The organism is Arthrobacter sp. Ha26 (assembly GCF_059091705.1).
The window spans coordinates 1,004,112-1,028,013 of the sequence record NZ_JBNHGX010000001.1; the positions used below are offsets into that span (position 1 = coordinate 1,004,112).

The following is a 23,902-nucleotide window of genomic DNA, read 5'->3' on the forward strand; positions in this document are numbered from 1 at the left end:
TCCAGCCCTCCCGTTGCCAACACCGTGGCCGCAGGGCAGGGTTGAGTCATGACGGAACACGCGGCCCACCAGCACGAACACCAGGCAACGCACGACGCCGGCCCCGGCCTTTCGGATGACGGCAGCGGTCAGGGATTGGGCGGTCAGGGATTGGGCGGCGAGGAAGCGGGCAGCCAGGGTATCCGGGACGCGGCATCCCTGTGGGACGAGCGGTACCGCACCAAACCCCAGATCTGGAGCGGCAAGCCGAACCCCCAGCTGGTCCGGGAAGCCGGGGGTCTCCGCCCTGGACATGCGCTGGACCTCGGCTGCGGGGAAGGCGCGGACGCCATTTGGCTTGCCCAGCACGGCTGGACCGTCACCGCCGTCGACGTCTCCGCGGTGGCACTGGAACGTGCCCACGGCCACGAGAAGGCGGCGCTGGCGCGCGAAAGCGTGCATGCCGCGGAGGGCGCCATCGCCAGCCGGATCCATTGGCAGCAGGCCGACCTTGAGGAGTGGCAGCCCCAGGACTCGTATGATCTTGTGACCTCGCAGTTCCTGCACTCCCAGGAGCTGGCCTGGCAGGGACCGCTCCGGACAGCCGCGGCGGCCGTCAAGCCAGGCGGAACCCTGCTGGTGGTGGGCCACCACCCGGACCGGCTGCCGCCATGGGGTGGGGCCCACACCCACCACACCATGTTCTACACCGCCGATGAACTGGTCCGGGAGCTGGGACTGGACGGCCCCGACTGGCAGCTCGAAGTGCAGACCAGCCGGGAACGGCCTGTGACCGGGCCCGAGGGCCAGCAGGCCACCATCGCGGATGTGGTGGTCCGGGCCAGCAGGCTCCCCTGAGTGCTTCGTCGAGGAGTCCTGCATTGAGGAGTCCTGACTGCGGGTTACTCCACCGCCGCCCGGCTGGTGACTCTCGGCGCGACGGCAACCGCGGCTGCGGCGAGCACGGCGGTCAGTGCAAAAACCCCGGCGAAGGATTCCATCGTCGTCGTGAATGCCGCAAACACGATGCCCGTGGTGGCCAGGGCCAGCGCCCCGCCCAGGGAGTCCGAGATGGACATGGCTGAACTGTTGAAGCCCTCGTTCTCCTTGCTTGAAAGCGCCAGGGTCATGACGCTCAGCCGCGGGTAGAGGAGGCCCATGCCGCCGCCGGCCAGCATCCATCCGGCGATGACGACGACGGGTGGCCAGTGCAGCCCGGCGGTTGCCAGTGCCAGGAGCACGGCGCCCAGGACCATGAAGGAGCCGATGCGGACGGCGCGGCTGTGGGACAACCGGGTGCCCAGCCGGCCCTGGACGGCCGACGCTCCCGCCCACGACAGGGCCCCGCCGGTGAGGGTAAGGCCCGCAAAGGTGGGCGAAAAGGCGTACTGCTCAATCAGCAGGTACGGCAGGTAAACCTCCGCGCCGAAGAACCCGGCGGATGCCAGCCCGCGCACCAGGATGACGCTGGGCAGGCCGCGCCGGGCGGCAAGCGTTCCCAGCGGCACCAGTGGCCGCACGGCCACCAGCGCAATTACGACGGCGGCCACCGCCAACAGTGCCGGCGCTGCCGCGAAGCCGGGGAGGCGGACCTCCCGCGAGAGGTTGAGTCCCAGCACGGCCAGCGCGGCCAGGATCGCCCAGGCGAGCCGGCCCGGCGCCCACGGGGTGGGAGGCTGCTCCGGGGCCGTGCCCTGTTCCTGGGCGGGCACCAGATTCCGCAGCACCGGGACGATCATTACGAGCGCTGGAATGACCAGGCCCACCACGCCCAGGAAGACCCAGTGCCAGCTCAACACCTGCGCCACGATGCCGGCGGCAAAGGGCCCCACCAGGGACGGGACCACCCAGGCCGCGGAGAAGGCTGCGAAGATTTTCGGGTGCAGCAGGCCGGGGTAGATGCGCGCCACCAACACGTACAGCGCTACCGTCAGGGCGCCGCCACCAAGCCCCTGCACCAGCCTGCCGGCCACGAGCAGCGGCATGGACACGGCGGTGCCGGCGATCAGCAGGCCCATGACGAACAGCGCCACGGAGGCATACAGGGGAACGGTGGGGCCACGCCGGTCGGACCAGTTTCCCGCCGCCACCATGCCGATCACGCCGGTGGCCAGCGGGCCGGCGAAGGCCAGGGCGTAAAGGTCCGCGCCGTGCAGTTCACGGCTCACCACGGGCATGATGGTGGTCACCGCGAGGGACTCGAAGGCAGCCAGGAACACCAAGGCACACGTGCCGATAGTCACCCACAGGTATGGCCGCTGCAGGATGCCGGCACGGGTATCTGCCGGTGGAAGGGTTGTGTCGCGCACGCTTCTGCCCGATCGCTTGTTCTTGGACGTGCACCACAGCTTAGCTGCCGGGTACGACAGGCCTACCCGGCGCCCGCCACGGCGGCAGGAACAATGACCCGGCCGGTGGCCGTGGAGTCCCGGTTCAGCATCCAACCCACCCGCTTAACGGTGCTGAGCATCACCACGCTTTCCACCAGCTCGATCCCCGGGATCCGCTGCTGCAGGGCAAGCTCGGCATTCATTACATCGGCCAGTGACTGAAGCCACATCACGATCACAAAGTTGGTGCGGCCCGTGGTCGAGGCACTGAGCCGGAGGTTACGGAGACCCCTGAGCTCGGCGGCGGCAGCCTCATGCTGGCCAGGGGGCACGTTGGCGAACCACTGGCACGTTACGGGATAGCCGGAAAACTTCTGCGCCACCTCGCAGCGGAAGGACAGCATCCTGCTGGCGAGGACCCGGTTCAGCTGGCGCTGGACGGTTGCGGGGTTGCGTCCCAGCCCTCGGGCGATATCGGCCGCCGTCGCACGCCCATCCCGCGCGAGGAAGGGAAGGAGCGCCAGATGGCTTTCCGGCAATGGCTCCACGATCGATTCCGGCGGCGCCGATCCGGCCGCTTCAGGGCCCGCCTTTGCCTGCAGCGCCGCGATCTGGGCACGGGAAAGGACGTTCAACCGCCAGGCGTAGCCGCCCGAATGCAGCCTGGTGCAGAGGGCGGTCTGGTACTTCAGCAGGCCCGCAATCTCCTGGAGCCGGGAGGCCACGGCCGAGGTGAAATCCTCCAGCGACTGGGTGAGGACGGTCAGCATCAGGTCCCGGTTGCTGGCGGCCTCCTCGATGGTGACAATCTCCGGGACCGCGGCCAGGGCTTCGGTCACCTCGGCGCGCCGGTGCATATCGCAGTCCACGTCCACAAGTGCCAGGCACATCTGCTTGGGGTCGCCCATCAGGTGGGCTGTTACCCACGCCGCTCCCGAGCCATGAATCCGTTCCCACCGGGCCGCAAGCGTGGTGGCGTGAACGCCCAGGATTTCGCCTGCATCCGCCCAGCTGATCCTTGGCGCAATCTCGAGGGCGTTGACGAGCGCGAGGTCCTCCTCACTCAGTTCCATGCCCTCATTCTTCCGCACCGCTGCATAAAACGTGGAAGAGAAGAAGGGCTCCTGCATTTTTCGAGCAGTTCGGGAACATGTGAACCGAGTCACCCCACACTTGATTCAACTGATTCTTTGGAGGAGCATCAATGACCATCACATCCGCGGCCAGGGAGCTGCAACCCGAACTGACCCGGTTCCGCCACGCCATGCACCAGGAGCCGGAAATCGGCCTTGACCTGCCGCAGACCCAGGAGAAAGTCCTCCAGGCGCTGGACGGGCTCCCTTACGAAATCACTCTGGGCAAGGAGACGACGTCGGTCACCGCCGTACTGCGGGGCACCGGCAGCACAGCCGCCGGCAAGACTGCCGAAGCCGGGCAGGATCTCCCAGCGAGGCCATCCGTCCTCCTCCGCGCGGACATGGACGGCCTCCCCGTCCAGGAAAAAACCGGCGTCGACTACACCTCCCGCGTCGACGGGGCCATGCACGCCTGCGGCCACGACCTGCACACGGCCATGCTGACCGGCGCCGCAACGCTGCTGGCCGAGAACCGGCACCGGCTGGCCGGCGACGTCGTCCTGATGTTCCAGCCCGGCGAGGAAGGGTACGACGGCGCCAGCTACATGATCCGCGAAGGGGTCCTGGATGCGCCCGGCCGCCGGGTGGACGCCGCGTACGGCATGCACGTGTTCTCCGCACTCGAACCGCACGGCACCTTCGCCACCAAACCGGGCGTAATGCTCAGTGCTTCCGACGGCCTCGTAGTCACGGTTCTCGGCGCTGGCGGCCACGGCTCCGCACCACACGCCGCGAAGGATCCCGTGACGGCTGCGGCGGAAATGGTCACCGCGCTGCAGGTCATGGTCACGCGCCAGTTCAACATGTTCGATCCCGTAGTCCTGTCCGTCGGCGTCCTCCACGCCGGCACCAAGCGGAACGTCATCCCGGAAACGGCCCGGATCGAAGCCACCATCCGCACATTCTCCGAAGCCTCCCGCCGGAAGCTGATGGACTCGATTCCGCGCCTGCTCCAGGGGATCGCCTCCGCGCACGGTCTGGAGGTGGACGTTGACTACCAGCAGGAATACCCGCTCACCATCACGGACGAGGATGAAACGCACACTGCCGAGAACGTCATCACCGAAATGTTCAGCGACTCCCGGCTGTCCCGCTGGGCCACTCCCCTGAGCGGCTCGGAGGACTTCTCCAGGGTACTGGCCGAAGTACCCGGCACCTTCATCGGCCTTAGCGCTGTCCCGCGCGGCGCTGACCACGCGGCCTCGCCGTTTAACCACTCACCCTATGCAACGTTCGACGACGGCGTGCTGGCTGACGGCGCCGCCCTCTATGCGGAACTCGCCATGCAGCGCCTGGCCGCACTTTCCACCACCAGCACCAACTCCTGATCCACCCTTCCAGGAAGAGAACTGAGATGACCACTATCGCCAACCCGCAGCGCACCGCGCGCACAGCATTGCGGAAAACCATCGTTGGTACCGGCATCGGCAACGCCGTGGAATGGTACGACTGGGCGATCTACGCCACCTTTACCCCCTTCATAGCCAGCCAGTTGTTCAGCAAGGCGGACCCGGCGTCGGCTGTGCTGTCCACCCTGGCGATCTTCGCCGTCGGCTTCGTTGCCCGGCCCTTCGGCGGTTTCCTGTTCGGCTGGATCGGCGACCGCGTGGGCCGCAAGACGTCCATGACCCTGGCGGTGGGGTTGGCGTCGCTCGGCAGCCTCATGATCGGCATCGCCCCCACCTTCGCGAGCATCGGCGCCTGGGCGTCCCTGATGCTGCTGGTGGCGCGGCTGATCCAGGGCCTGGCGCACGGCGGTGAGCTGCCGTCGTCGCAGACGTATCTGTCCGAGATGGCGCCGAAGGAAAAGCGCGGCTTCTGGGCCACTCTGATCTACACCTCGGGCACCATGGGGATCCTGTTCGGCACGCTGCTGGGCGCAGTCCTGAACATGGCGCTGAGCACTGACGCCATGAACGCCTGGGGCTCGCGGATCCCGTTCCTGATCGGCGCGGCACTGGGCCTGTACGCACTGATCATGCGGTCCCGGCTGCACGAGACCCAGGCGTTCGAGAGCGAATCCGTCCGGGAGAAGCGCGCTCCGATCTGGCCGCAGGTTGTCCGCCACCGGAAGCAGGCCCTGCAGGTCATCGGCCTGACGGTCGGGCTCACGGTGATCTACTACATCTGGGGCGTCGTGGCCCCCAGCTACGCCACCACTGCACTGAAGATCGACCGGGGTGAAGCCCTCTGGGCCGGCGTCATCGGCAACATTGTGTTCATCGCGGCACTGCCGGTGTGGGGCAAACTCTCGGACCGCATTGGGCGCAAGAAGGTGCTCTGGTCCGGTGCCATCGGGTCAGCCGTGATGCACTTCCCCATGACCTGGCTGCTGAAGGACTCCGCCTGGCAGCTGGCCGTCAGTATGTCCGTGATGCTGATCTTCATCGCCGCGAGCGCGGCGATTGTGCCGGCCGTGTACGCCGAACTCTTCCCCACCAGCATCCGGACCGTGGGTGTGGGTGTCCCGTACTCCATCTGCGTGGCGCTCTTCGGCGGCACCGCCCCGTACCTGCAGCAGTGGCTGGGTACCACCCTCCACATGCCGGACCTGTTCAACGTCTACGCCGTGCTGCTGCTGGCGGTCAGCGCAGCGTTTGTCTTCACCATCCCGGAGACGAAGGGCAAGGATCTCACCCACTGATTCTCCCAAGTATGTAGCAGCAAGTGTCGTTATGTGCGCGGTCATGACGACACTTGCTGCTACCCAGTTGGATCACCGACGAAGCGGTCCCGTCCGGCCCGGTAACCGAACACGGCCGCGAGCAGGCCCACGGCCAGGAAGAGGATGCCGCCGGCGGTGAACGCGCCGGTGGACTGGTGCAACTGGCCCACCATCAAGGTTCCTGTTGAACCCAGGCCGTAGCCCACGCCCTGCATCATTCCCGAAAGGTGGGCTGCCGTGTGCCCGTCGCGGGTGCGCAGCATGATCATGGTCAGAGCCACCGCCGTGAGGCTGCCCTGGCCCAGTCCCAAAAGTCCGGCCCACACCCAGATCAGCTCCAGCGGGCCGAAAATGCTCAGCGCAAAGCCGCCGCCGGTCATCAGCGCCACCACAGTGTTGATGGCCCGTTGGTCCCGGAACCCCGCCGCAAGCGCCGGCGCAAACAGCGAGCCGAGCATCTGCAGCACAATACTCACGGACACGATCAGCCCCGCCGTAGCGCCATCCACACCGCGTTCCCGCAGGATGGGCGCCAGCCAGGCGAACACGCTGAAGGACATCATCGCCTGCAGCACCATGAAGATGGTGACCTGCCAGGCCACCGGCGAGCGCCACACGTTCACGCCGTCCTTCACTGCCTGGTGCCGCACGGCCCGTTGCCGGACAGCCACGGGCAGGAACAGGAAAAGGACGACGGCGGCGGGCAGCGCCCAGAACCACAGGGCCTGCGTCCACTCCCCCGTCGCCGTGTAGACGGGGTAAGTGAAGCCGGCTCCGAGGGCTGCGGAGGCACAGATAGCTGTGGTGTAGAGCCCGCCCATCAGGCCCAGACGATGAGGGAAGTCGCGTTTAACGAGCCCGGGAAGCAGCACATTGCACAGGGCGATGGCCGCGCCGCAGGCAGCGGTTCCGGCCAATAGGGCCGGCAGGTGCGGCGGTCCGGCCGGGCGGAGCAGGAGCCCCGCCGTGAGGACGGCCATCGCACCGAGGAGGACGCGTTCGGCGCCGAACCGGCGCGCGAGGACCGGGGCGAGGGGCGCGAAGACGCCCAGCAGTGTCACCGGGACGGTGGTCAGCACTACAACCGCCCACCCGGGCAGCGCCGTCTGGGACGTGACCTCCGGAAGGACCGCCGAAAAACTGGAGAAGAGCGTCCGCAGGTTCAGGCCGATCAGGACCAGGCACAGGCCCAGATAGACGAGGGCCCTTCGGCTTCCCGTCCGGGTTGGTTCCGGCGCAGGCAGTTCATCAATCCCGGCATCCACCAGGTTGTCCGGCCGGGCCTGTTGTGCCTGCCGGGGCCCCGGCACGCGATCCCCGGACCGCCGCTTTTTCGCCGCTGCGTCTGTAGCTTCCGTCACCCGCCCATTCTTGCAGGACGACCCGAGCGACGAAGTTATCCACATAGGGCAACCGGCACCGGCCGGCCTAGCAGCCCGGGTCATAGGTTGGAAGGTATGAGCGACGTCGAACAACCCAGCCCGGACCCGCCCCTGCAGGATCAGCTACCGCCGACCGGGACGGACCGCGGGGCGATCGGAAGTCTGGTCCTTGCTTTCCTTGCACCTGTCAGCATCGGGATCACAGGACCCATCGGCATGTTCACCATGCTGCTGACTGCGGGCCCCTCTGCGCATACCGAACTGACTTGGCTGGCACCTGTAATCTTCTGGAGCCTCCCCCTGCTTGTCGGTATCAGCTCCGTCTCGCTCGGCCGTTCGACCCTTCGGAAGTGCCGGCCACGGTCCAGCAGCTGGGTGGTGGCCGTGATATCTCTGTCGTGGATGACGGTCTTCTTCGCCGTGAGTGCGATTTGCACGCTGCAATTCCTCCTTGGAGCAGGCTTCTTTTGACACACCCACGGTTGACTCCCCGACGCCTTCCTTACTTTCCGTCCTCCGGCCGCCGGTATTCTGGAGGGGATGAGTGAATCCCCAGAAACCCCCCAGCCGCAGCATGTCCCGAGGCCGGTGACCCCCGGCACGCAGGCTTCCTATGGCACATACGGCGGCCGGCCGGTCAGCTTCGTCCGCCGCGGAACCCGCCTTCAGGGACGCCGCCAGGCGGCCTGGGAACTGCATGCCGAGCGGTGGGCCGTGAACGTCCCCCGCCATGTAGCCAACACCTCCGTCCACCCCGACTACACCTTTGACGCCGAGGCGGAATTCGGCCGCAAGGCACCCCTCATCGTCGAAATCGGCTCCGGCCTGGGTGACGCCATTTGCCACGCCGCCGAGCAGAACCCGGACACGGACTTCCTCGCCGTGGAGGTCTACACCCCCGGGCTCGCAAACACCCTCATCAAGATCAACAGCCGCGGCCTTAGCAACGTCCGGGTAGTTGAGGCCAACGCGCCGGAAGTGTTGGCCACCATGCTGCCGGAGGGCTCGGTCAGCGAACTGTGGGTTTTCTTTCCCGACCCCTGGCACAAGTCACGGCACCACAAACGGCGCCTCATCCAGCCCGAGTTCGCCGAACTCGCGGCGCGGGCGCTCAAAAAAGGCGGGCTCTGGCGGATCGCCACGGACTGGTCCAACTACGCGGTCCACGTCCGCGACGTGCTGGCGGACTCGAAGGACTTCGAAAACCTGCACACCGGCGAACGCCGCGGACCCGAAAGCCCGCTGACGCAGGTGTGGCAGTCCGGTGTGGAGTCAGTGGTGGGAGGAGCCCCGGTCCGGGAAGGCCGCGCCCCGGTCAGCACCGAGCACACCGGGCCCAACGAGGGCGTGGATGAGACCGGCGGCTGGGCGCCGCGTTTCGAGGGCCGGATCCGGACGAGCTTCGAGGCCAAAGCGCATGAAGCAGGACGGCTGATCTTCGACCTCTGCTACCGCCGGCGGTAACCCCGGCGCAGGCAAACAGTTGCCGAAAGCCAGCGCCGGTACCCCCCGGGCGATAGTTCACGGGTCAGCCCACGCTGATGGAGCCCACAATCTCTTTCAGCATGCCCAGTCTCGGCTCCATCTCCGGGTTGCTGTAAGGCCAGATGACCACCACACCAATGAAGCGCCCCCGTTCCCACACGCCTACTGTGGCCGCCACCTTTCCCTGCCCTTCGGCGTCGTCGTAGCCCACCACGACGGCGTACGCGGCTTTGCCGGGAAGGCCCAGTTCGCCTTCGGTGAGCAGCGTGCCGCCCTTGTCCTCAAGGTAGAAGACGGCCATAAGGTGCGCCCAGCCGTTGGCCTGCGACGGCCCTTGGACGGAGGTGTCGTCCTTGATGACGGTGACCAGGATGTCCCCCAGCAGCCCGTACTGTTCGGTGTTGGGGCCGGCCGTGGAGTCTTCCAGGACCTGCGTGTGCTCCGGGAAATCTGCTGTGAACCCCAGCGGGGACTCGATGTGGACTGTCATGGTTGCTCCTTGTACAGGGTAAGGCGGTAGGCAGGTACGGCAGGGCCGGGTTGCGGGGCTGCGGTAGGTGGCCGCCCTTACAGCCTCTCCAGACGGGTGTCGTTGGGGACCTTGTAGTAGGTGGAGACGTTGGTGGTGGCCTGGTTCTCGGTCTTGATTTCGACCTCGCCCAGTTTGACATCGAAGCCTGCCTCGTTGGAGGCGGTGACCACGCTGTTGACCTGGACCGTGGCCGAGCCGGCCTCATAAAGCTTCGCCGCATCACGCGCTGCTCCCGAGTCATTCCCCTGCGCGACGTTCCGCAGGTAGCTGTCGATCACGGCTTTGTTCTCCGCTGAATAGTCCACGTCGATCTTGACGGTGCCTTGGGTCCCGACGCTGATGGAGGACTCAACCTTGGCCGCCTTCACGTCCGTGCCTGTGGTGGCACCCTGGGCAACCGTCCCGTCCATGGATACTGAGACGGAGTCGATCTTGTTGTCCTTGTCCATGGTCAGCTCAAGCCCGCCCTTGCCGGACGCTTCGAAGGTGCGGCCATCCAGGTTGAGCTTGCCCTGCGCGGACACCTCTCCGCTGGCGGTGGAGGTTCCGTCGGTCAGGTTCCGCTCGTAGGCGAGGTCCAGCTTTGCCGAGCCTGATGCGGCGCCGGCCTCACCCTCGGCTTCCAGGGAAAGGGTGCCTTTGGCCTTGTCCGTCTGGCCGGTGGACCCGTTGTCGCCGGCTGCCTCGTTAGTGGTGTCCAGGATGTAGCCGGGCGGGTTGCCGGCCACGTCCTTGATCTCGCCCACGCTGTCCGGCGGCAGGTCCCGGTACATCTGCTCACGTGCGGCCTTGGCCTCCTCCACACTGCCGAAGGTGTACTCGCGGGAGACCTGCCCGTTCAAGGTCACGCCAGCGGTTCCGGAGGTGTCGTTGACGCCGAGCCCCATGTTTCCGTAAACCTTCATGGTGGCCGAGCCGTCAGCGTTCTCCACCACTTCGGTCCCCACTTCCGCGCCCCCGTGCACCCAGGCCACGCGTGCGTCGATGGACGCCTTGCCCGTCTCGGAATAGACCGGGATGTCGGCCCTGGCGAGGTCCTGGAGATGCTCTTTCGCCAGCTCCTGCGCTGACTGCGGGATACCGCCGTCCATCCGCATGAGGTCCTCGGCGAACGGGCCGTCCGGGCCTTCACCCTCGATGAGGTACTGCCGGTCGGCAGCGGAAAGGCCGGCCCACCATTCCGCCTGCTGTTCCGGGCCGGCGTCCAGCATCCGCTCCAGCCCGGCTTCCAGCTCCCGGCGGCGCTCCGCCGCAGCGGCGGCTGCGGCAGCCTGCTTCTCCAGCCAGGCCTCAGCCCGGCTGGCCATGGAACTGATCCGGTCCCGGAAACCAGTGCCGCCGCCTCCGCCGGATTGGTTCGAAGCCTTCTCCTGCTCTTCCGCCTGCCGCAGCAGAAGCCGGGAATTTTCCCGCAGGCTGGACACCACCTTGTCCAACCCGGGTCGGTGGCTTCCGGCCCACTCCTGCCGGAACCGGTCGCCGTCCCGCCCCTTCCACGGCGCCGACTGGATCTGGCTCTGCAGGGAAGTCGCCCGGGTGCTCAGCACTGATGCAGCCTTGTCAGCCGCTTTCGCCAAGGCACGCAGCTGGCTAACGTCAGCGCCGTAAAAGGTCATGGTTGTTCCCCCGGGGTCCGTGCCTCGTCAATCGATGGCCTTATCGTGGCATACCGGACCGGACCGGGCGATGGGGATCGCTCCCCATCCGGCCGCAGAGTCCGGCCGTTCAAGACCCGGACCGCATGCTCCACACGTATTCCACATAGTCGTCCCGCCGGCTGGCCCGGACCTCCTCCGCGTGGCACGATGGCGGTGTGCGGGGTACCGTTCGCGCTTTGGCGCCGGCATAAAGGAACAGCGATCAAAAGAGAACTGAAGCAGGCTGCGGACGCGGCAGAGAATGTCACCAACTCCCGCACCCTTGAGCTGCTGGCGAGGGGCGGGTTTGCGGCCGGTGGCCTCCTTCATCTGCTGGTGGGGGCCATCGCCATACGGCTGGCCATGGGCGGCACCGGGAATGCCGATTTCAGCGGCGCCGTAGCTGAGCTCGCTACCCAGCCCGCAGGGCCCTTCCTGTTGTGGGCCAGCTTCGCCGCCTGCGCTGCCCTTGCCCTGTGGCAGGCCGGCGACGCCATCTTCGACTACAACCATCTCCCAACCAAGAAAAAGGCTGGGAAGAAGGCCAAAGCAGCCGCGCAGGCTCTCGTGTACGCGGGTCTTGCCCTGACGTTGGTGTCCTTCGCGCGCGGCACGGGCACAAGCGGGGACAACCAGGAGACGGCCAGCGATCTTACCGCCTCGTTGATGAAGACTCCCGGCGGCATTGCACTGCTGGTCCTGCTGGGCGCCGGCATCGCGATAACCGGGGTGGCCTACGGCATCCGCGGCGTGCGGAAGTCCTTCGAGAAGCAGCTGGTGATGCCCGCCTCCCCCGCCGCACGGAACGCCGTCACTGCGCTGGGCGTGAGCGGGTACGTGGCCAAGGGAACAGTGCTGCTGCTGACCGGGCTGCTCATTGCCATCGCCACCCTTGAGGCGCATCCTGAGGAATCCACCGGACTGGACGGCGCCCTGCGGGCACTGCGCGACCAGCCCTTTGGCCTGTACGTCCTGGCGGCCGTGGGCGCGGGACTGATCTGTTACGGCGCCTACATGGTGGTCCGGGCGCGCCTGGCAAAGATGATCAACTAACGGGACGGCTGGCCTGCGGGTCGCCAGCCGTTGGCCCGCATGGGTGAACGTCTAGGGTTGGACCATGCCCCAGGTACGCGCAGAACGCCTCATCCGCATCGACCCGGACACCGCATTCGCGTTTTCCCAGACCACCGGCGGGTTCCGGCTGAAGTGGGACCCGTTCATCTCCGGCCAACATTTCCTGGGCGGAGCTGTGAGCGCGGGCAAGGGCGTGCGCACGCGAACCCGCTCCCGCCTGGGCCTGGGGATGGTCAGCGAATACGTCTCCTACACCCCGCCCAGGAACGTGGGCATGACCATGGTGTCCGGCCCCTGGTTCTTCGAAAACTTCGGCGGCGGCTGGCGGTTCACGGCGGACGACGGCGGCACGCGGGCAGTCTGGAAGTACACGTTCTCCTGCCGCCCTGCAGTGTTGCGGCCGGTGATGGAGCGGATGGGCGCCTGGCTGCTGGGGCGGGAAATCGAGAAAAGGATCGAAGCGTTTGCCCGCGCCTGCGAGAACCCGGCCCTGGTGGCAGAGTTCCGCCTGCTGGAACAGGGCAGCGTGAACGGGAAGCAGCAGCAGGCTACGGAACGGTAATCACGGCAACGGCATGCTGGGTGCCGTCCCGCAGTTCCACGCTGGAGATGCTGCCCAGCTGGATGGGTGTTGCCCCGGTGACCCTGACCCGGCCGCTGGGCGTAGCTGTCCACGCGCAGGCGCGGTCCTCGCTTCCGGACCGGTCACGGACCCACAGTGACAAGGTGCCGTCAGCCGGGAGGCTGCTGCCGTTCACTGCCAGTTCTGTCCCCCAGGTTTTCCGGGCCAGGTCGATGCTGAACTGCAGCCCGCCGCCTGACTGGACCGAATAGGTAGCGTCGGGCCGCGGCGCCCGGCCCAGCACCGGACCCACGGCGAGTCCTACGGCAAGGCACGCAGCGGCGACTGCGCCCGCCAGGGCCGCCCACCGCCGTCGTACTTTACGACGGCGCCGCGCCAGTTCGGACAGGAGTGCCACCGGGGCAGTTGCTGGTGCAGCGGCGACCGGGGCGTGCGGACCCGCGGTCAGGGCCACTGCATCGGGTACGGGCAGGGCGTCCAGCAGCACGGGCACCTTCTCCAGCCGGCCCAGCTCCTCCCGGCACTGTGCGCACCCACGGAGATGGTCCTCGAAACTCTTCAGGTCCACGGCATCGAGCCCGCCCAGCAGGTAGGCACCCAGGAGTTGATGGAGCCCGTTCACCGTTCCACCCCCATTTCGTCCAGGATGGTCCGCAGCGCGCGGACGGCGTAGTAGGCGCGCGATTTCACCGTTCCGCTGGGGATGTTCAACTGCACGGCGGCCTCGTTGACGGTGAAGCGGCGGTAATGGAGGGCCACCAGGACATCCCGGTGCTCCGAGCTGAGGCGAAGAAGTGCCTCCTCCACCAGCACCCGGTTCAACAGTTCGTCCACCCGCTCCACGGCTTCGGCGTGATCGTTGAGCCCATCATCCAGCGCCTCCGCCGGACGCCGCTGGGCACGGCGGTAGTTGTCGATCATGATGTTCCTGGCTGTCCGGAACAGGTAGCTGCGCAGGCTGCCGGTTATCTGGGGAGCATGCTGCCAGACGCGGAGCACCGTTTCCTGGACCACGTCCTCGGCAAGCTGCGGGTCGCGGGAGGCGCTGAGCACAAAGCGGCGGAGGGCCGCACCATGTTCCCGGTAGATGGACTTCACCACCTCCTCATCAAGCGGCATCCCAGGACCTCCTGTCCCAGCCTCCGGCACGGCTGTTCCGCGCTTCCCGGCTGTTACGACGCCGCCAGCCGGGATTTGGTTCATCCTGAACCATTCTTCACCCTGGCGCGTCGTACTGGTTAGCGTCCGGCGACCGGCGCCGGGCACCATCAAAGGAGCAACCCATGAAACAGCATGTGGGGGCAGGTTTCGCCATCCTGGCCCTGACGGCGGCCCTGAGCGGATGCGCCGGCGGCAGCGGAAACTCTCCAGCTGCCAGCCCACCTGTCACAGCCGGCTCACCTGCCGCTTCGGCAACCGCCCCGGCTGCCTCTGTGTCCCCGCCCTCCGCATCGTCATCCTCAACGGCGAGTGCAGGCGTAGACCTGAAGACCGCATCCTCAAGCGCGGGCACCATCGTGGTGGACGCTAAAGGCAAAAGCCTCTATTTCTTCACCAAGGACGTGAAGGACTCGGGCACCAGCGCTTGCACCGGCGCATGCCTGACCGCGTGGCCGCCGCTCATCACCACCTCTGATACACCCAAGGTGGAAGGGGTCACCGGGAAGGTTGGCACCATCCCCACGCCGGAAGGCGCCAAACAGGTAACCCTGAACGGCATGCCGCTGTACTACTTCGCCAAAGACACCAAGGCCGGCGACGTGCTGGGCCAAGGCGTCAACGATGTCTGGTATCTCGCGGATCCGTCCGGCGAAATGATCAAGAAGATGGCCGCCTCCGGCTACTGACGGAACCGTCCCTCCAGGTTGATATCAGGGCACGGGGACGGCAGGCAGCGTCACCGGCAGGGGAACCTGCGGAGTGGCAGGCACCTCCGGTGACTTGCCCAGGCCGTTCTCGATGTGCTCGGGGAGTGCCCCGGGCAGGGTTTTGGAAGCGGGAACTTCCCCGGGCTTTCCCGGGGAAGTTCGCTGGCCCTTGCCGGTCGACGCAGCAGCGGGACTGTCCGACGGCGGGGCGGCCGGCGAATGCGCGGCCGCAGGGTCCGCGGGGATTGACGCCGGGTCCCCGGGGGCAGCTCCGGCCGGCACCGTTCGGGCGGGAACCGCCCCGGCGGGAGCCGTGGGCATTGGCGTGGCAGGCTGCCCTGCCTGATCGCTGGCGGGAGTTGCGGCGGAGCCGCTGATAAAGGCTGTGACAGCCCGGTTGAGCTGGGTAAACGAGTCGCGGATGCCCTGGTCCGATGCGGCGGCAACAGCGCTGCCGGCTCCGAGCGAAACCGCCACGGACAAGGTGGTGAGGGCAATCCGGCGCTTGGCCCTGCGGCGGGCTGCGAGCTCGTCAAGGGGAGCCGGGGATGCACCCGCTGCGGGTGCCGCCGTTGTTCCGGCAGGGGCGGCAGTCATCAGTGCCAGCAGCTCCGCGGAAGGCCCCGGTGCTGCGGTGCCCAGTGCCTGGAGTTCCAGGAGGACGGGGCGGAGTTGGCTGTCGCCGCCGAAGTCCGCTTCCAGCAGCAGCTGGTCTACTGCCCCGTCGCGGCGGGGTCCTGCGGTGTCACTCATGGTTTGCCTGGTTTCTTTTGACCGTCTGTGCTTTGAGGTTTTGAAGGGCCCTGCGTTGAAGCTGTTTGATGGCTCCCTCACTTTTGCCCATGATGCCGGCCACCTGTTCGATGGACAGGTCCGCCACGACGCGCAAGGCCAGCACTTCCTGGTGTTCGTCGCTGAGCCCCTCCAGCAGGGCTGCGGCGGCACCGTTCAGCTCCACCGCCTGTTCTTCCGCGGAGGGTGTGCTGCGGCGGTCCTCCAGCGGATCGTAGGGAGTCAGCTGCGGCCTGCGTTCCAGCCGCCGGTAGTGGTCCACCATACGGGCGTGGGCGATGGAGAAAAGCAGCGACTTTGCGCCCTGCAGGCCACCGGTGAGGCCGTTGATCTTCGGAAAGAAGGCCAGGAAGACGTCCTGGGTGACCGCTTCGGGATCGTCCACGCCGCGTGCCTTGAGATACCCCAGTACAGGGCCGGCGAAGGTCCGGTAGGCAACGCCGAACAGCGCCGCCGGGTCGGTTCCGGCGGCGTCGTCGAATATGTCGGTCTCTTTTTGGGCCAAAGTGTCTAGCACCAGCGGCTCCTCCATCCCGGGACGCGGCCATGCGCGTCCCGGTTTAGGCTGCGGTCTGCGGGTCCCTCCCGACCTGCCCGGCTGCCTCCGGGCGGCCTCCCCGGACATGGATTCCGGGCCGCGGGTGATGATCGTCAAGATCGGGACAGCCGTACTGCGGGAAAACGGAATCTGACCGGTTTCCCGCAGTACACACTAGCTAAGGCCGCTTAGCGGACCGAAACGGAGGGCGCGTCCACGGCTGCGCTGCCGCCGTCGACGGATGCACCGGGAACGCCGGGAACTGCAGGCACGGCGGGCACTGCGCGCTCGCCGTCGGCACCCGGAACAGCGGGGACTGCCGGAACGGCAGGCAGTTCAGGGCGCTTCACGTCAACAGCGGCGGAACCGGTTGCTTCGGGGCCGGCCTTTGCGGCTGCGTCAGCCTGCGCTACGACGTCGGTGCAGAAGCTTTCGATGTTCGCCTCACCCTGCGCGGCAATGGCCAGCGAGGAGAAGCCTTCGGAGGAAGCGTTCAGGCCACCGTTGGTGAAGGCGGTGCAGAGACCGAAGGAAGCGGCACCGGCAGCATCCACGGCGGTGCCGGCTGCGGCGGAGGCAGAGGCCTGGGCAGCGACGTTTTCGTCGGAAACGGCGGCGTCCCCGGTGGCTTCTGCATCAGCATCGGCCTTGGCATCGGCGGCCACATCCGCAGCGGACGCGGCGGTTGCCTGTGCTTCAGCGGCAGCTTCTGCTGCAAGCTTCGGGGCCGGGGCACCGAAAAGGTCGTGGGCGGTCTGCTGTGCTTCGGTGGGGAGGACACCGGACACAGCGGCGGCTCCGGTTCCGCCCACGGCGATGGTGCCGGCGGCCAGTACTCCGGCGGCGACTTTGCTGGTGGCGAGAACGGTGAACAACGACATAAGACACTCCAAAACCTAGACAACACGTTGCATTCAGACCCGGCGTGCGGGCCCATCACCTCCTACATCGCAGGGGCCGGCGGAAAGGTTACGGGCGGGCAGAATCTTTTTTCGGGGGGCCCTTCCAGGAGGCGCTGCCGGACCAGGCAGGGAGGCCGCTGCGGCGGCGTTACGATCGAGGCATGCCCGCAAACCCTGAGCCACAAAAGAAGCCCGGCACCTGGCAGCTGATGGTGGACAACAACAAGGCCCTCCTGCTCCGGAAGACCGGCAAGGACACCACGCATTGGGCTGGGAAGGCCCGCGCTGCCGGAATACGGGACGACGGCGGGCTCCGCCGCTGGATGCGCGAGGAATTCGGCGTCACCGGATATGCGCAGTACGCGGTGTCCTGGGAAATGTTCGGGTACCCGGACTTCATGCTGCGGGACGCCGACGAACTGATCGACGGCCAGTACGCGAACCATCCGCAGCTGCGGCCCATCGCGGACGCAATCCTGGCGTGGGCGGCTGCCACCGACGGCGTGGGGATCCAGATGCGGAAGGGCTATGTGTCGCTCCACAGCCGGCGTCGGAAGTTCGCCCAGGTCACCAGGACCACCAACAACGCCGTGGACGTGACACTCCGCTTTGAGGCACCTGCGCCCCGCGCGGCTGGCGCTCCTGAAAAGGGCAGGATCGAGCCCATCAAAACCCGGGCCGATGATCCGTTCACCCGCCGGGTCCGGATCACCTCCGTAGACCAGGTGGACGACGAACTGGTGGAAATCCTGGCAACGGCCCTGGACCAGAACAGCTGACGGTGCCTTCTATGCCGGACTACCGGCCGCCAGCTGCAGCACCCGGGCCGGGGCGGGCACCCACGGAGCCGCGCCGGACCAGGGTTGCGGTAAATTCCGGCTTGGCAGCGGGGGCTTTCCTGCCTTGGATCTGGCGAATGAGGGCATCAGCTGCGGCAACGCCCATCTCGTAGACGGGCTGGGCTATGACCGTCAGCGGCGGGGTGGTGAGCCGGGTCCAGGCGAAGTCGTCGTACATCAGGAACGACACATCGTCCGGGATCGAGAGGCCCAGGTCCTGGATTGCCTCGACCACGCTGAGTCCGATGAGCCCGTCAGAGGCAATGATGGCAGTGGCCGGATCGGGCTGTTGCAGCAGCTCCCGGGTGATTTTCTTGATGGACTCAGGACCGCCGGCGTTGAGCCTGACCAGGTCCTCGGGCTGGGAAAGTCCTGCTTCCTCGAAGGCGCGCTTCATGCCGTCCCGCCGGTCCGAGATCTGCGAAGAGTCCAACGGCAAGCCGGCGAAGTAGGGCTCTTCTGTTCGAATGGTGGAGATGAAGGCTATTCGGCGGTGCCCCTCCTGGATCAGGTACTTGGTGGACTCGTAGGAAATTCCCTCCATTTCCACCGCTACCGTGTCAACATCCACCCCCGAGGCTTTGCGGTCCAGGAGCACCAACGGCCGCCCCGATGTGTGAACGTTTTCCAGATGCCCGGTATCAACTGACGACGCCGGAGCGATGATCAGGCCATCTACACGCTTGTCCAGCAGCACCTTGACTGCTTCGACTTCTGCCGCGGTGTCCTCGTCCGTATTGACCAGGATGACGTTGAAGCCGCTTTTCTTCGCAGTATCGGTGATCCCCCTGGTGGCGAGGCCGAAGTGCGGGTTTTCGATGTCGCCAACCACCACGCCGATGGTGTTTGATTTCCCCGTGTTCATGCTGCGGGCGAGTTCGTTTGGGCGGTAGTTCAGCTCCTCGGCCGCTGCCAGTACACGCTCCCGCACGTCATCGCTGACGGCGCCGTAATTTCCCAGGGCGCGGGCCGCCTGGGCCTTCGACACCTGTGCGGCCTTGGCGACGTCGGCGACGGTTACGTCCCGCCGCCGTGAAGCGTCAGTACTCATTTCGGCCTTTCCCGATGGGCGCTTGACGCCCTTTTGTGGCTTGGGTTACATTTCTATCAATCGTGTGAGTCCGGTCTCAATCGTAGGGACTGAGACCGGACTCAGCAAGAGGTACCAGCAAAGCAATACCGCTACGGCGGATCACGATCTCCATCTCCCGCTCCTCCCGATTGGAAAACTCGCTGTGTTTACTCGAAAAACTTTCCGTCCTGCGACAGCCGTCGCAGCGGCCGTTGCCGCGGTCCTGGCACTCTCCGCCTGCGGATCCTCCACCCCCGCCTCATCCACGTCAGCGGACAACCCCTACGGCCTGATTCAGCCCGGCTCCATCCGGGTAGCCAGCCTGGGCGATTCGAAGCCCTACACCTTCACCGACGCCCAAGGTAAGTTCACGGGCTTCGACGTCGAACTTTTTACGGATGTGGCCCATCGGGCCGGTGTAGACAACGTGGTCTTCACGGGCCAGGACTTCTCCGGCCTGCTGGCCGCAGTGGCGAACGGCCAGTTCGATGCCGGCGTCGCTGCCATCGGCATCACGGACAAGCGCAAGGAGACCGTGGACTTCTCCAACGGCTATCTCGCCGGATACCTGACCATCATCACTACTAAATCTTCCGGCATCAGCGGCCCGGAAGGGCTTTCCGGGAAGCGCCTGGGCGTCGTCCAGGGAACCCTCCAGGAAGCCTACGCCGTAAAGAACTTCACCAATGCCAGCCTCGTCCGGTTCCCGGACAACAACACCGCAGTCTCCGCGGTCAACAGTGGAGCAGTGGACGCCCACTTCCTGGACTACGAGGCCGCCAAGTCCTACCAGGAACAGTTTGGGCTGGTGAGCGCCGCGGACATCCCGTCCTTTGATGCTCCAGCCGGCTTCGCCATCGCCAAGGGCAAGACCGAGTTCAAGGAGGCCCTGAACAAGGGCCTGGCCGAAGCCATGGAGGACGGCACCTGGAAGAAGCTTTACCAGAAGTGGTTCCCGGGCTCCCCGATGCCCGAGCAGTACCTCCCCAAAGCCGAGCAAACAGCAAGCCCGGCCCCCAGCAAGTAACCCTCCCAAGGTTGCGGGGGCGGCCGGCCACCGGACCACCGCCCGGCATGCCGCCCCCGTTCCACCAGCTAACCTCCATCAGCCAACAACCGTCTGAGAGCAACCATGGACTGGCTCAACACCATCATCCGCACCTTCTTCGACTTCGGGGCAATGGCCGAAGTCCTGCCCCAGCTTCTGGCCGTGGGCCTCCTTAATACCCTCATCATCTCCGTCGCCGCGACCGTTATCGGCCTTGTGCTTGGCATGATCGTGGCCGTTATGGGCATCTCGCCATCGCGGTGGCTGCGGGTCCCGGCCCGGATTTACACCGACCTGTTCCGTGGACTGCCGGCCATCCTGACCATCCTGCTGATCGGCCAGGGCTTCGCCCGGCTCAGCCAGTCCATCTTCGGCCCGTCACCCTACCCGCTGGGCATTATCGCGCTGAGCCTGATCGCCAGTGCCTACATCGGCGAGATCTTCCGCGCCGGTATCCAAAGCGTGGACAAGGGCCAGGGCGAGGCATGCCGCGCCCTGGGCATGAGCTACGGCAAATCCATGGCCCTGGTGGTCATTCCCCAAGGCATCCGCCGGGTACTCCCGGCCCTGGTGAACCAGTTCATCGCGATCGTCAAAGACTCCTCACTGGTCTATTTCCTCGGGCTGCTGGTCAGCGAGCGCGAACTCTTCCGCGTCGGCCAGGACGCGGCGGTTCTCTCGGGGAACCTCTCCCCGTTGGTCATGGCCGGGGTCTTCTACCTCATCATCACGGTGCCGCTCACGCACCTGGTGAACTACTTTGACAGCCGCTTCCGGGCAGGAAAGCGGCGTCCGACGGCTCCGTCCAGCGGCCTGAACGAAGTCAAGGAACTCGACGCGGCCTCGCCGCTCACTACCGGGAGCAACACATGATCACCAGCACCAGCACCACCCCAGCAGCCGGTATCCAGACCTTCCACGGCTCGAGCCTGGAACTGAAAAACCTGACCATGGCGTACGGGGACATCGAGGTCCTGCGCAACGTCAGCCTCACAGTGGCCCCCGGCACCACCACCTGCATTATCGGGCCATCCGGTTCCGGTAAGTCCACCCTTCTTCGGGGTGTCAACAGGCTGCATGAACCCAAAAGCGGGGACGTGCTCCTGGCCGGCGAAAGTGCTCTGAAGGTCAACCCGGACGTCCTGCGCGCCCGGATCGGGATGGTGTTCCAGCACTTCAACCTCTTCCCGGACCACACTGCCCTGGAGAACGTGGCCCTGGCCCTGTGGAGTGTGAAGAAAATGTCCAAGGCAGAGGCCCGGGAACACGCCCGCCGCCGGCTGGCCGAAGTGGGCCTCGCCGAACGCGCCGACCACCGCCCCCGCGACCTCTCCGGCGGGCAGCAGCAGCGCGTAGCCATCGCCCGCGCCCTCGCCATGGAACCGGAAGTGATGCTCTTCGATGAGGCAACCAGCGCCCTGGACCCCGAGCTCGTCAAGGGTGTCCTGACCCTCATGGCGTCGCTCGCCAAACGCGGCATGACCATGGTCGTCGTCACCCATGAAATGGGCTTCGCCCGCAAAGTCGCCGACCAAGTGGTCTTTATGGACGAAGGGGAAGTAGTCGAAGCAGGCACGCCAGCGGAGATCTTCGACAACCCCAAGAGTGAGCGCCTCCAACGCTTCCTCTCCGAGGTGCTGTGATGGGAACCGCAGCGAGCGCCCCCATCCGTACCGCCGTCGTCGGTTTCGGGATTTCCGGACGGGTCTTTCACGCACCCCTGATCGAGGCAGACCCCTCCTTTTCACTTGAGGTGATTGTCACCGCAGATCCACAGCGTGCTGCCGCAGCCGCGGCCCGGTACCCGAAGGCAAAGATCATCCCAACGCCCGAGGCCCTGTTCGCGCTGGCCGCGGACCTTGACCTGGTGGTCCTGGGCACCCCTCCTGTCACCCACTTCGACCTGGCCGCCCGCGCAATGGCTCATGGGCTCCACGTCGTAGTGGATAAGCCTTTCGTCACCGCATCAGGCCACGGGGAGGAACTCGTGGCCAAAGCAGCCGACGCCGGCGTGCAGCTGACAGTCTTCCAGAACCGCCGCTGGGACGCTGATTTCCTGACCCTCAAAAAGCTCCTGGACGCAGGCGCGCTCGGCGAAGTGCGGAGTTTCGAGTCGAGGTTCGAGTGGTGGCGTCCGGAGGGTTTCGGAAACTGGCGCGACTCCGCCACCACATCCGAAGGTGGCGGCATCCTTCACGACCTCGGCGCCCACCTCATTGACCAGGCGGTCCAACTGTTCGGGCCGGTGGCACACAGCTACGGCGAAACGGGCCACCACGCGCCGCACCCCGAGGCGGCGGAGACGGAAGCCTTCGTGTCGCTGCTTCATGAATCCGGGGTCCGCACGCGGTTGTGGATGAACGGCATGGCCGCCCAGGTGGGCCCCCGCTTCCATGTCCTCGGCTCGAAAGCCGGCTACACAAAGTGGGGCCTGGACGGCCAGGAAGCAGCGCTAAGCGCCGGGCTGACGCCGTCGGATACGGCCTATGGGGTGGACCCCCAGGAGTCTTGGGGGCTCCTGGGCGTCGACGGCCAATCATCAGCCGTGCCTGCCGGGCGCGGGGCGTATCCGGAGTTCTACCGGCTCCTGGCCGGTGCGATCCTGACCGGTTCCCCGCTCCCGGTCGACCCGGCCGACGCCGTCGAAGTTTTGAAAGTCATTGAAGAAGTCCATGCCCTTGCCTGACGCACCGCGTCACGGCAGATCTTCCAACCCAGGAAAGCGAGTCTCCATGTCCTCCGCAAGCCCCGCCACCAAGGTCGTCGTCATCGGCGGCGGAATTCTTGGTGCTTCGACCTCCGCGCACCTCGCCCAGGGCGGCGCGCAGGTAACACTTGTCACAGCCGGCCCGCTCGCGAACGGGGCCTCCGGCCGCTCCATCGCATGGCTGAACTCCTCTGGTGCCCGCTCCGCGGAATACCACTACCTTCGGATGCTTGCCATTGACCGCTACCGCACCTGGAGCGCCCGCCATCCCGAGAGCAGCGCCTACCTGCGGTTTGATGGCGCACTGAAGTGGGCGGGCCCTGAGGAAACCTTCCGCGAGACCTTCGCCTTCGAGCGCTCCGGCGGGTACCACTCCCTCTGGGTGGACCGTACCGACGTTGCCCGGATCGCACCGGATGTCAACGCCGATGCCGTGGCCGAAGAAGGAGCCATCTACAACCCGGGTGAAGGCTGGATCAACATGCCCGACTTCATCCCCGCGCTGGTGGCCGGGGCGGTAGCCCAAGGCGCGGAGGTCATCGAAAATGCCGGCGAGGTGCGGGTTGACGTGCAGGACGGCGCCGCGACCGGTGTAGTACTTGGCGACGGGACGCGGTTGGCCGCCGACCAGGTGGTGCTGGCAACCGGCGGCGAAGTTCCCGCTCAGCTCGCCGCCCTGGGCGTGACTGTTCCGGATGCAACCCCCGGCGCCTTCGTGGTGTTCACCGAACCGGTCGACGTGAAAGTAACAACCGTGCTCAACACCCCCCGCGTCGCGGTGCGGCCCACGCCTGATGGCAGGCTGGTACTCGATGCGGATTGGGCAGAGCAGTCGGTCATCATCGAGGACGACGGCTCGTTCACGGTTCCCGAGGAGTCCGTGCAGGGCCTGCTCGATGAGGCATCGAAGGTGCTCGCCGGAAATCCCCGGCTGACCGCCCAGCGGGTGGCTGCAGGCCTGAAACCCATTCCCGGTGACGGCGAACCCGTGGTTGGCCCGGTGCCATCGATATCAGGACTGCACACGGTATTCACCCATTCCGGAGCAACGCTTGGGCTTATCCTCGGTGAACTCCTCGCCGAGGAGATCCTCACCGGAACCCCTTCTCCTGTGCTCAGGTCCTTCCGCCTTGACCGCTTCGACTCCGGCACCGCCACCCCGGAGACCGTGGGCACGGGCGCCTGGGCGCCGGTGCACCACAGCTAGCAGGTGCACCACAGCTAGCAGGCCGGGAAGTGGTGCAGGCCGGGGCCTCCGCCACTTCCCGGACCAGGTGCGGCTTCCCGGTGCCTGCGGTGGCGCCCGGAGTGCCGTACCAGCCCCAGTTCGTTG

The 23,902-nt window shown here is 66.4% G+C and carries 25 protein-coding genes; 14 read left to right on the forward strand and 11 right to left on the reverse strand.

The window, feature by feature from the left end; translation table 11 throughout:
• The first annotated feature begins 48 nt into the window (after positions 1-48).
• Entirely contained in the window at positions 49-837 is a 789-nt protein-coding gene (locus AC5RVY_RS04810) for an SAM-dependent methyltransferase (RefSeq protein WP_493953540.1), read from the forward strand.
• Between the two features lie 44 nt (positions 838-881).
• Here the strand turns inward: AC5RVY_RS04810 and AC5RVY_RS04815 are convergent, their stop codons facing one another.
• Both AC5RVY_RS04815 and AC5RVY_RS04820 read right to left on the reverse strand, forming a co-directional pair.
• Entirely contained in the window at positions 882-2,288 is a 1,407-nt protein-coding gene (locus AC5RVY_RS04815) for an MFS transporter (RefSeq protein ID WP_493953541.1), read from the reverse strand.
• Positions 2,289-2,350: 62 nt separating this feature from the next.
• The gene (locus AC5RVY_RS04820; RefSeq protein WP_493953542.1) at positions 2,351-3,382 is read right to left on the reverse strand and encodes an Lrp/AsnC family transcriptional regulator; all 1,032 of its coding nucleotides are present in this window, start codon (positions 3,380-3,382) and stop codon (positions 2,351-2,353) included.
• 131 nt (positions 3,383-3,513) lie between these two features.
• On the opposite strand from AC5RVY_RS04820, the gene AC5RVY_RS04825 reads away from it, so the two are divergent.
• Both AC5RVY_RS04825 and AC5RVY_RS04830 read left to right on the forward strand, forming a co-directional pair.
• Positions 3,514-4,773: a M20 metallopeptidase family protein gene (locus tag AC5RVY_RS04825; RefSeq protein WP_493953543.1), complete on the forward strand. Its 1,260-nt coding sequence runs from the start codon at positions 3,514-3,516 to the stop codon at positions 4,771-4,773.
• A 26-nt stretch (positions 4,774-4,799) separates the two neighbouring features.
• A complete protein-coding gene (locus AC5RVY_RS04830; RefSeq protein WP_493953544.1) occupies positions 4,800-6,089 on the forward strand; it encodes an MFS transporter in 1,290 nt (429 codons plus the stop codon).
• 59 nt (positions 6,090-6,148) lie between these two features.
• Here AC5RVY_RS04830 and AC5RVY_RS04835 read toward each other — a convergent pair whose 3' ends face one another.
• On the reverse strand, positions 6,149-7,420 hold the full coding sequence (locus tag AC5RVY_RS04835; protein WP_493953708.1) for an MFS transporter: 1,272 nt from the start codon (positions 7,418-7,420) through the stop codon (positions 6,149-6,151).
• A 147-nt stretch (positions 7,421-7,567) separates the two neighbouring features.
• On the opposite strand from AC5RVY_RS04835, the gene AC5RVY_RS04840 reads away from it, so the two are divergent.
• Together AC5RVY_RS04840 and trmB are read left to right on the forward strand one after the other, a co-directional pair.
• Positions 7,568-7,963 (forward strand): hypothetical protein, encoded by a 396-nt coding sequence (locus AC5RVY_RS04840; protein ID WP_493953545.1) that lies wholly within the window; start codon positions 7,568-7,570, stop codon positions 7,961-7,963.
• Between the two features lie 69 nt (positions 7,964-8,032).
• Entirely contained in the window at positions 8,033-8,956 is a 924-nt protein-coding gene (gene trmB, locus AC5RVY_RS04845) for a tRNA (guanosine(46)-N7)-methyltransferase TrmB (RefSeq protein WP_493953546.1), read from the forward strand.
• A gap of 64 nt (positions 8,957-9,020) precedes the next feature.
• On the opposite strand, the gene AC5RVY_RS04850 is transcribed toward trmB, so the two are convergent.
• Together AC5RVY_RS04850 and AC5RVY_RS04855 are read right to left on the reverse strand one after the other, a co-directional pair.
• Positions 9,021-9,467 (reverse strand): hypothetical protein, encoded by a 447-nt coding sequence (locus AC5RVY_RS04850; RefSeq protein ID WP_493953547.1) that lies wholly within the window; start codon positions 9,465-9,467, stop codon positions 9,021-9,023.
• Between the two features lie 77 nt (positions 9,468-9,544).
• Positions 9,545-11,125, reverse strand: coding sequence for a fimbrial protein (locus AC5RVY_RS04855; protein WP_493953548.1), 1,581 nt, complete (start codon positions 11,123-11,125; stop codon positions 9,545-9,547).
• 189 nt (positions 11,126-11,314) lie between these two features.
• Here AC5RVY_RS04855 and AC5RVY_RS04860 point away from each other — a divergent pair, with 189 nt between their 5' ends.
• Both AC5RVY_RS04860 and AC5RVY_RS04865 read left to right on the forward strand, forming a co-directional pair.
• Positions 11,315-12,199 carry a DUF1206 domain-containing protein gene (locus tag AC5RVY_RS04860; protein WP_493953549.1) on the forward strand — a complete coding sequence of 295 codons (885 nt, stop codon included), beginning with the start codon at positions 11,315-11,317 and terminating at the stop codon, positions 12,197-12,199.
• A gap of 64 nt (positions 12,200-12,263) precedes the next feature.
• Entirely contained in the window at positions 12,264-12,782 is a 519-nt protein-coding gene (locus tag AC5RVY_RS04865; RefSeq protein WP_493953550.1) for an SRPBCC family protein, read from the forward strand.
• Here AC5RVY_RS04865 and AC5RVY_RS04870 read toward each other — a convergent pair.
• Positions 12,769-13,425: a zf-HC2 domain-containing protein gene (locus AC5RVY_RS04870; protein WP_493953551.1), complete on the reverse strand. Its 657-nt coding sequence runs from the start codon at positions 13,423-13,425 to the stop codon at positions 12,769-12,771. The two genes, AC5RVY_RS04865 and AC5RVY_RS04870, sit on opposite strands and share 14 nt — an antisense overlap.
• Entirely contained in the window at positions 13,422-13,922 is a 501-nt protein-coding gene (locus tag AC5RVY_RS04875; RefSeq protein ID WP_493953552.1) for a sigma-70 family RNA polymerase sigma factor, read from the reverse strand. The genes AC5RVY_RS04870 and AC5RVY_RS04875 overlap by 4 nt, the downstream gene beginning before the upstream one ends.
• 164 nt (positions 13,923-14,086) lie before the next feature.
• On the opposite strand from AC5RVY_RS04875, the gene AC5RVY_RS04880 reads away from it, so the two are divergent.
• Positions 14,087-14,650 (forward strand): COG4315 family predicted lipoprotein, encoded by a 564-nt coding sequence (locus AC5RVY_RS04880; RefSeq protein ID WP_493953553.1) that lies wholly within the window; start codon positions 14,087-14,089, stop codon positions 14,648-14,650.
• Positions 14,651-14,674: 24 nt separating this feature from the next.
• On the opposite strand, the gene AC5RVY_RS04885 is transcribed toward AC5RVY_RS04880, so the two are convergent.
• From AC5RVY_RS04885 to AC5RVY_RS04895, 3 genes are all read right to left on the reverse strand, one after another.
• Positions 14,675-15,424 (reverse strand): hypothetical protein, encoded by a 750-nt coding sequence (locus AC5RVY_RS04885; protein WP_493953554.1) that lies wholly within the window; start codon positions 15,422-15,424, stop codon positions 14,675-14,677.
• Complete coding sequence (locus tag AC5RVY_RS04890; protein WP_493953555.1) at positions 15,417-15,995, reverse strand: RNA polymerase sigma factor; 579 nt, start codon at positions 15,993-15,995, stop codon at positions 15,417-15,419. The genes AC5RVY_RS04885 and AC5RVY_RS04890 overlap by 8 nt, the downstream gene beginning before the upstream one ends.
• 194 nt (positions 15,996-16,189) lie before the next feature.
• A complete protein-coding gene (locus AC5RVY_RS04895) occupies positions 16,190-16,882 on the reverse strand; it encodes a protein tyrosine phosphatase (protein WP_493953556.1) in 693 nt (230 codons plus the stop codon).
• A 182-nt stretch (positions 16,883-17,064) separates the two neighbouring features.
• Here AC5RVY_RS04895 and AC5RVY_RS04900 point away from each other — a divergent pair, with 182 nt between their 5' ends.
• The gene (locus AC5RVY_RS04900) at positions 17,065-17,682 is read left to right on the forward strand and encodes a DUF5655 domain-containing protein (RefSeq protein ID WP_493953557.1); all 618 of its coding nucleotides are present in this window, start codon (positions 17,065-17,067) and stop codon (positions 17,680-17,682) included.
• Positions 17,683-17,701: 19 nt separating this feature from the next.
• On the opposite strand, the gene AC5RVY_RS04905 is transcribed toward AC5RVY_RS04900, so the two are convergent.
• Positions 17,702-18,793 (reverse strand): LacI family DNA-binding transcriptional regulator, encoded by a 1,092-nt coding sequence (locus tag AC5RVY_RS04905; protein WP_493953558.1) that lies wholly within the window; start codon positions 18,791-18,793, stop codon positions 17,702-17,704.
• A 184-nt stretch (positions 18,794-18,977) separates the two neighbouring features.
• On the opposite strand from AC5RVY_RS04905, the gene AC5RVY_RS04910 reads away from it, so the two are divergent.
• From AC5RVY_RS04910 to AC5RVY_RS04930, 5 genes are all read left to right on the forward strand, one after another.
• Positions 18,978-19,841: an ABC transporter substrate-binding protein gene (locus tag AC5RVY_RS04910; RefSeq protein WP_493953559.1), complete on the forward strand. Its 864-nt coding sequence runs from the start codon at positions 18,978-18,980 to the stop codon at positions 19,839-19,841.
• A gap of 105 nt (positions 19,842-19,946) precedes the next feature.
• Positions 19,947-20,735 (forward strand): amino acid ABC transporter permease, encoded by a 789-nt coding sequence (locus AC5RVY_RS04915; RefSeq protein WP_493953560.1) that lies wholly within the window; start codon positions 19,947-19,949, stop codon positions 20,733-20,735.
• A complete protein-coding gene (locus AC5RVY_RS04920) occupies positions 20,732-21,505 on the forward strand; it encodes an amino acid ABC transporter ATP-binding protein (RefSeq protein WP_493953561.1) in 774 nt (257 codons plus the stop codon). The genes AC5RVY_RS04915 and AC5RVY_RS04920 overlap by 4 nt, the downstream gene beginning before the upstream one ends.
• A complete protein-coding gene (locus tag AC5RVY_RS04925) occupies positions 21,505-22,548 on the forward strand; it encodes a Gfo/Idh/MocA family protein (protein ID WP_493953562.1) in 1,044 nt (347 codons plus the stop codon). The genes AC5RVY_RS04920 and AC5RVY_RS04925 overlap by 1 nt, the downstream gene beginning before the upstream one ends.
• 46 nt (positions 22,549-22,594) lie before the next feature.
• Positions 22,595-23,776: an NAD(P)/FAD-dependent oxidoreductase gene (locus AC5RVY_RS04930; RefSeq protein WP_493953563.1), complete on the forward strand. Its 1,182-nt coding sequence runs from the start codon at positions 22,595-22,597 to the stop codon at positions 23,774-23,776.
• Positions 23,777-23,902: the final 126 nt, after the last annotated feature.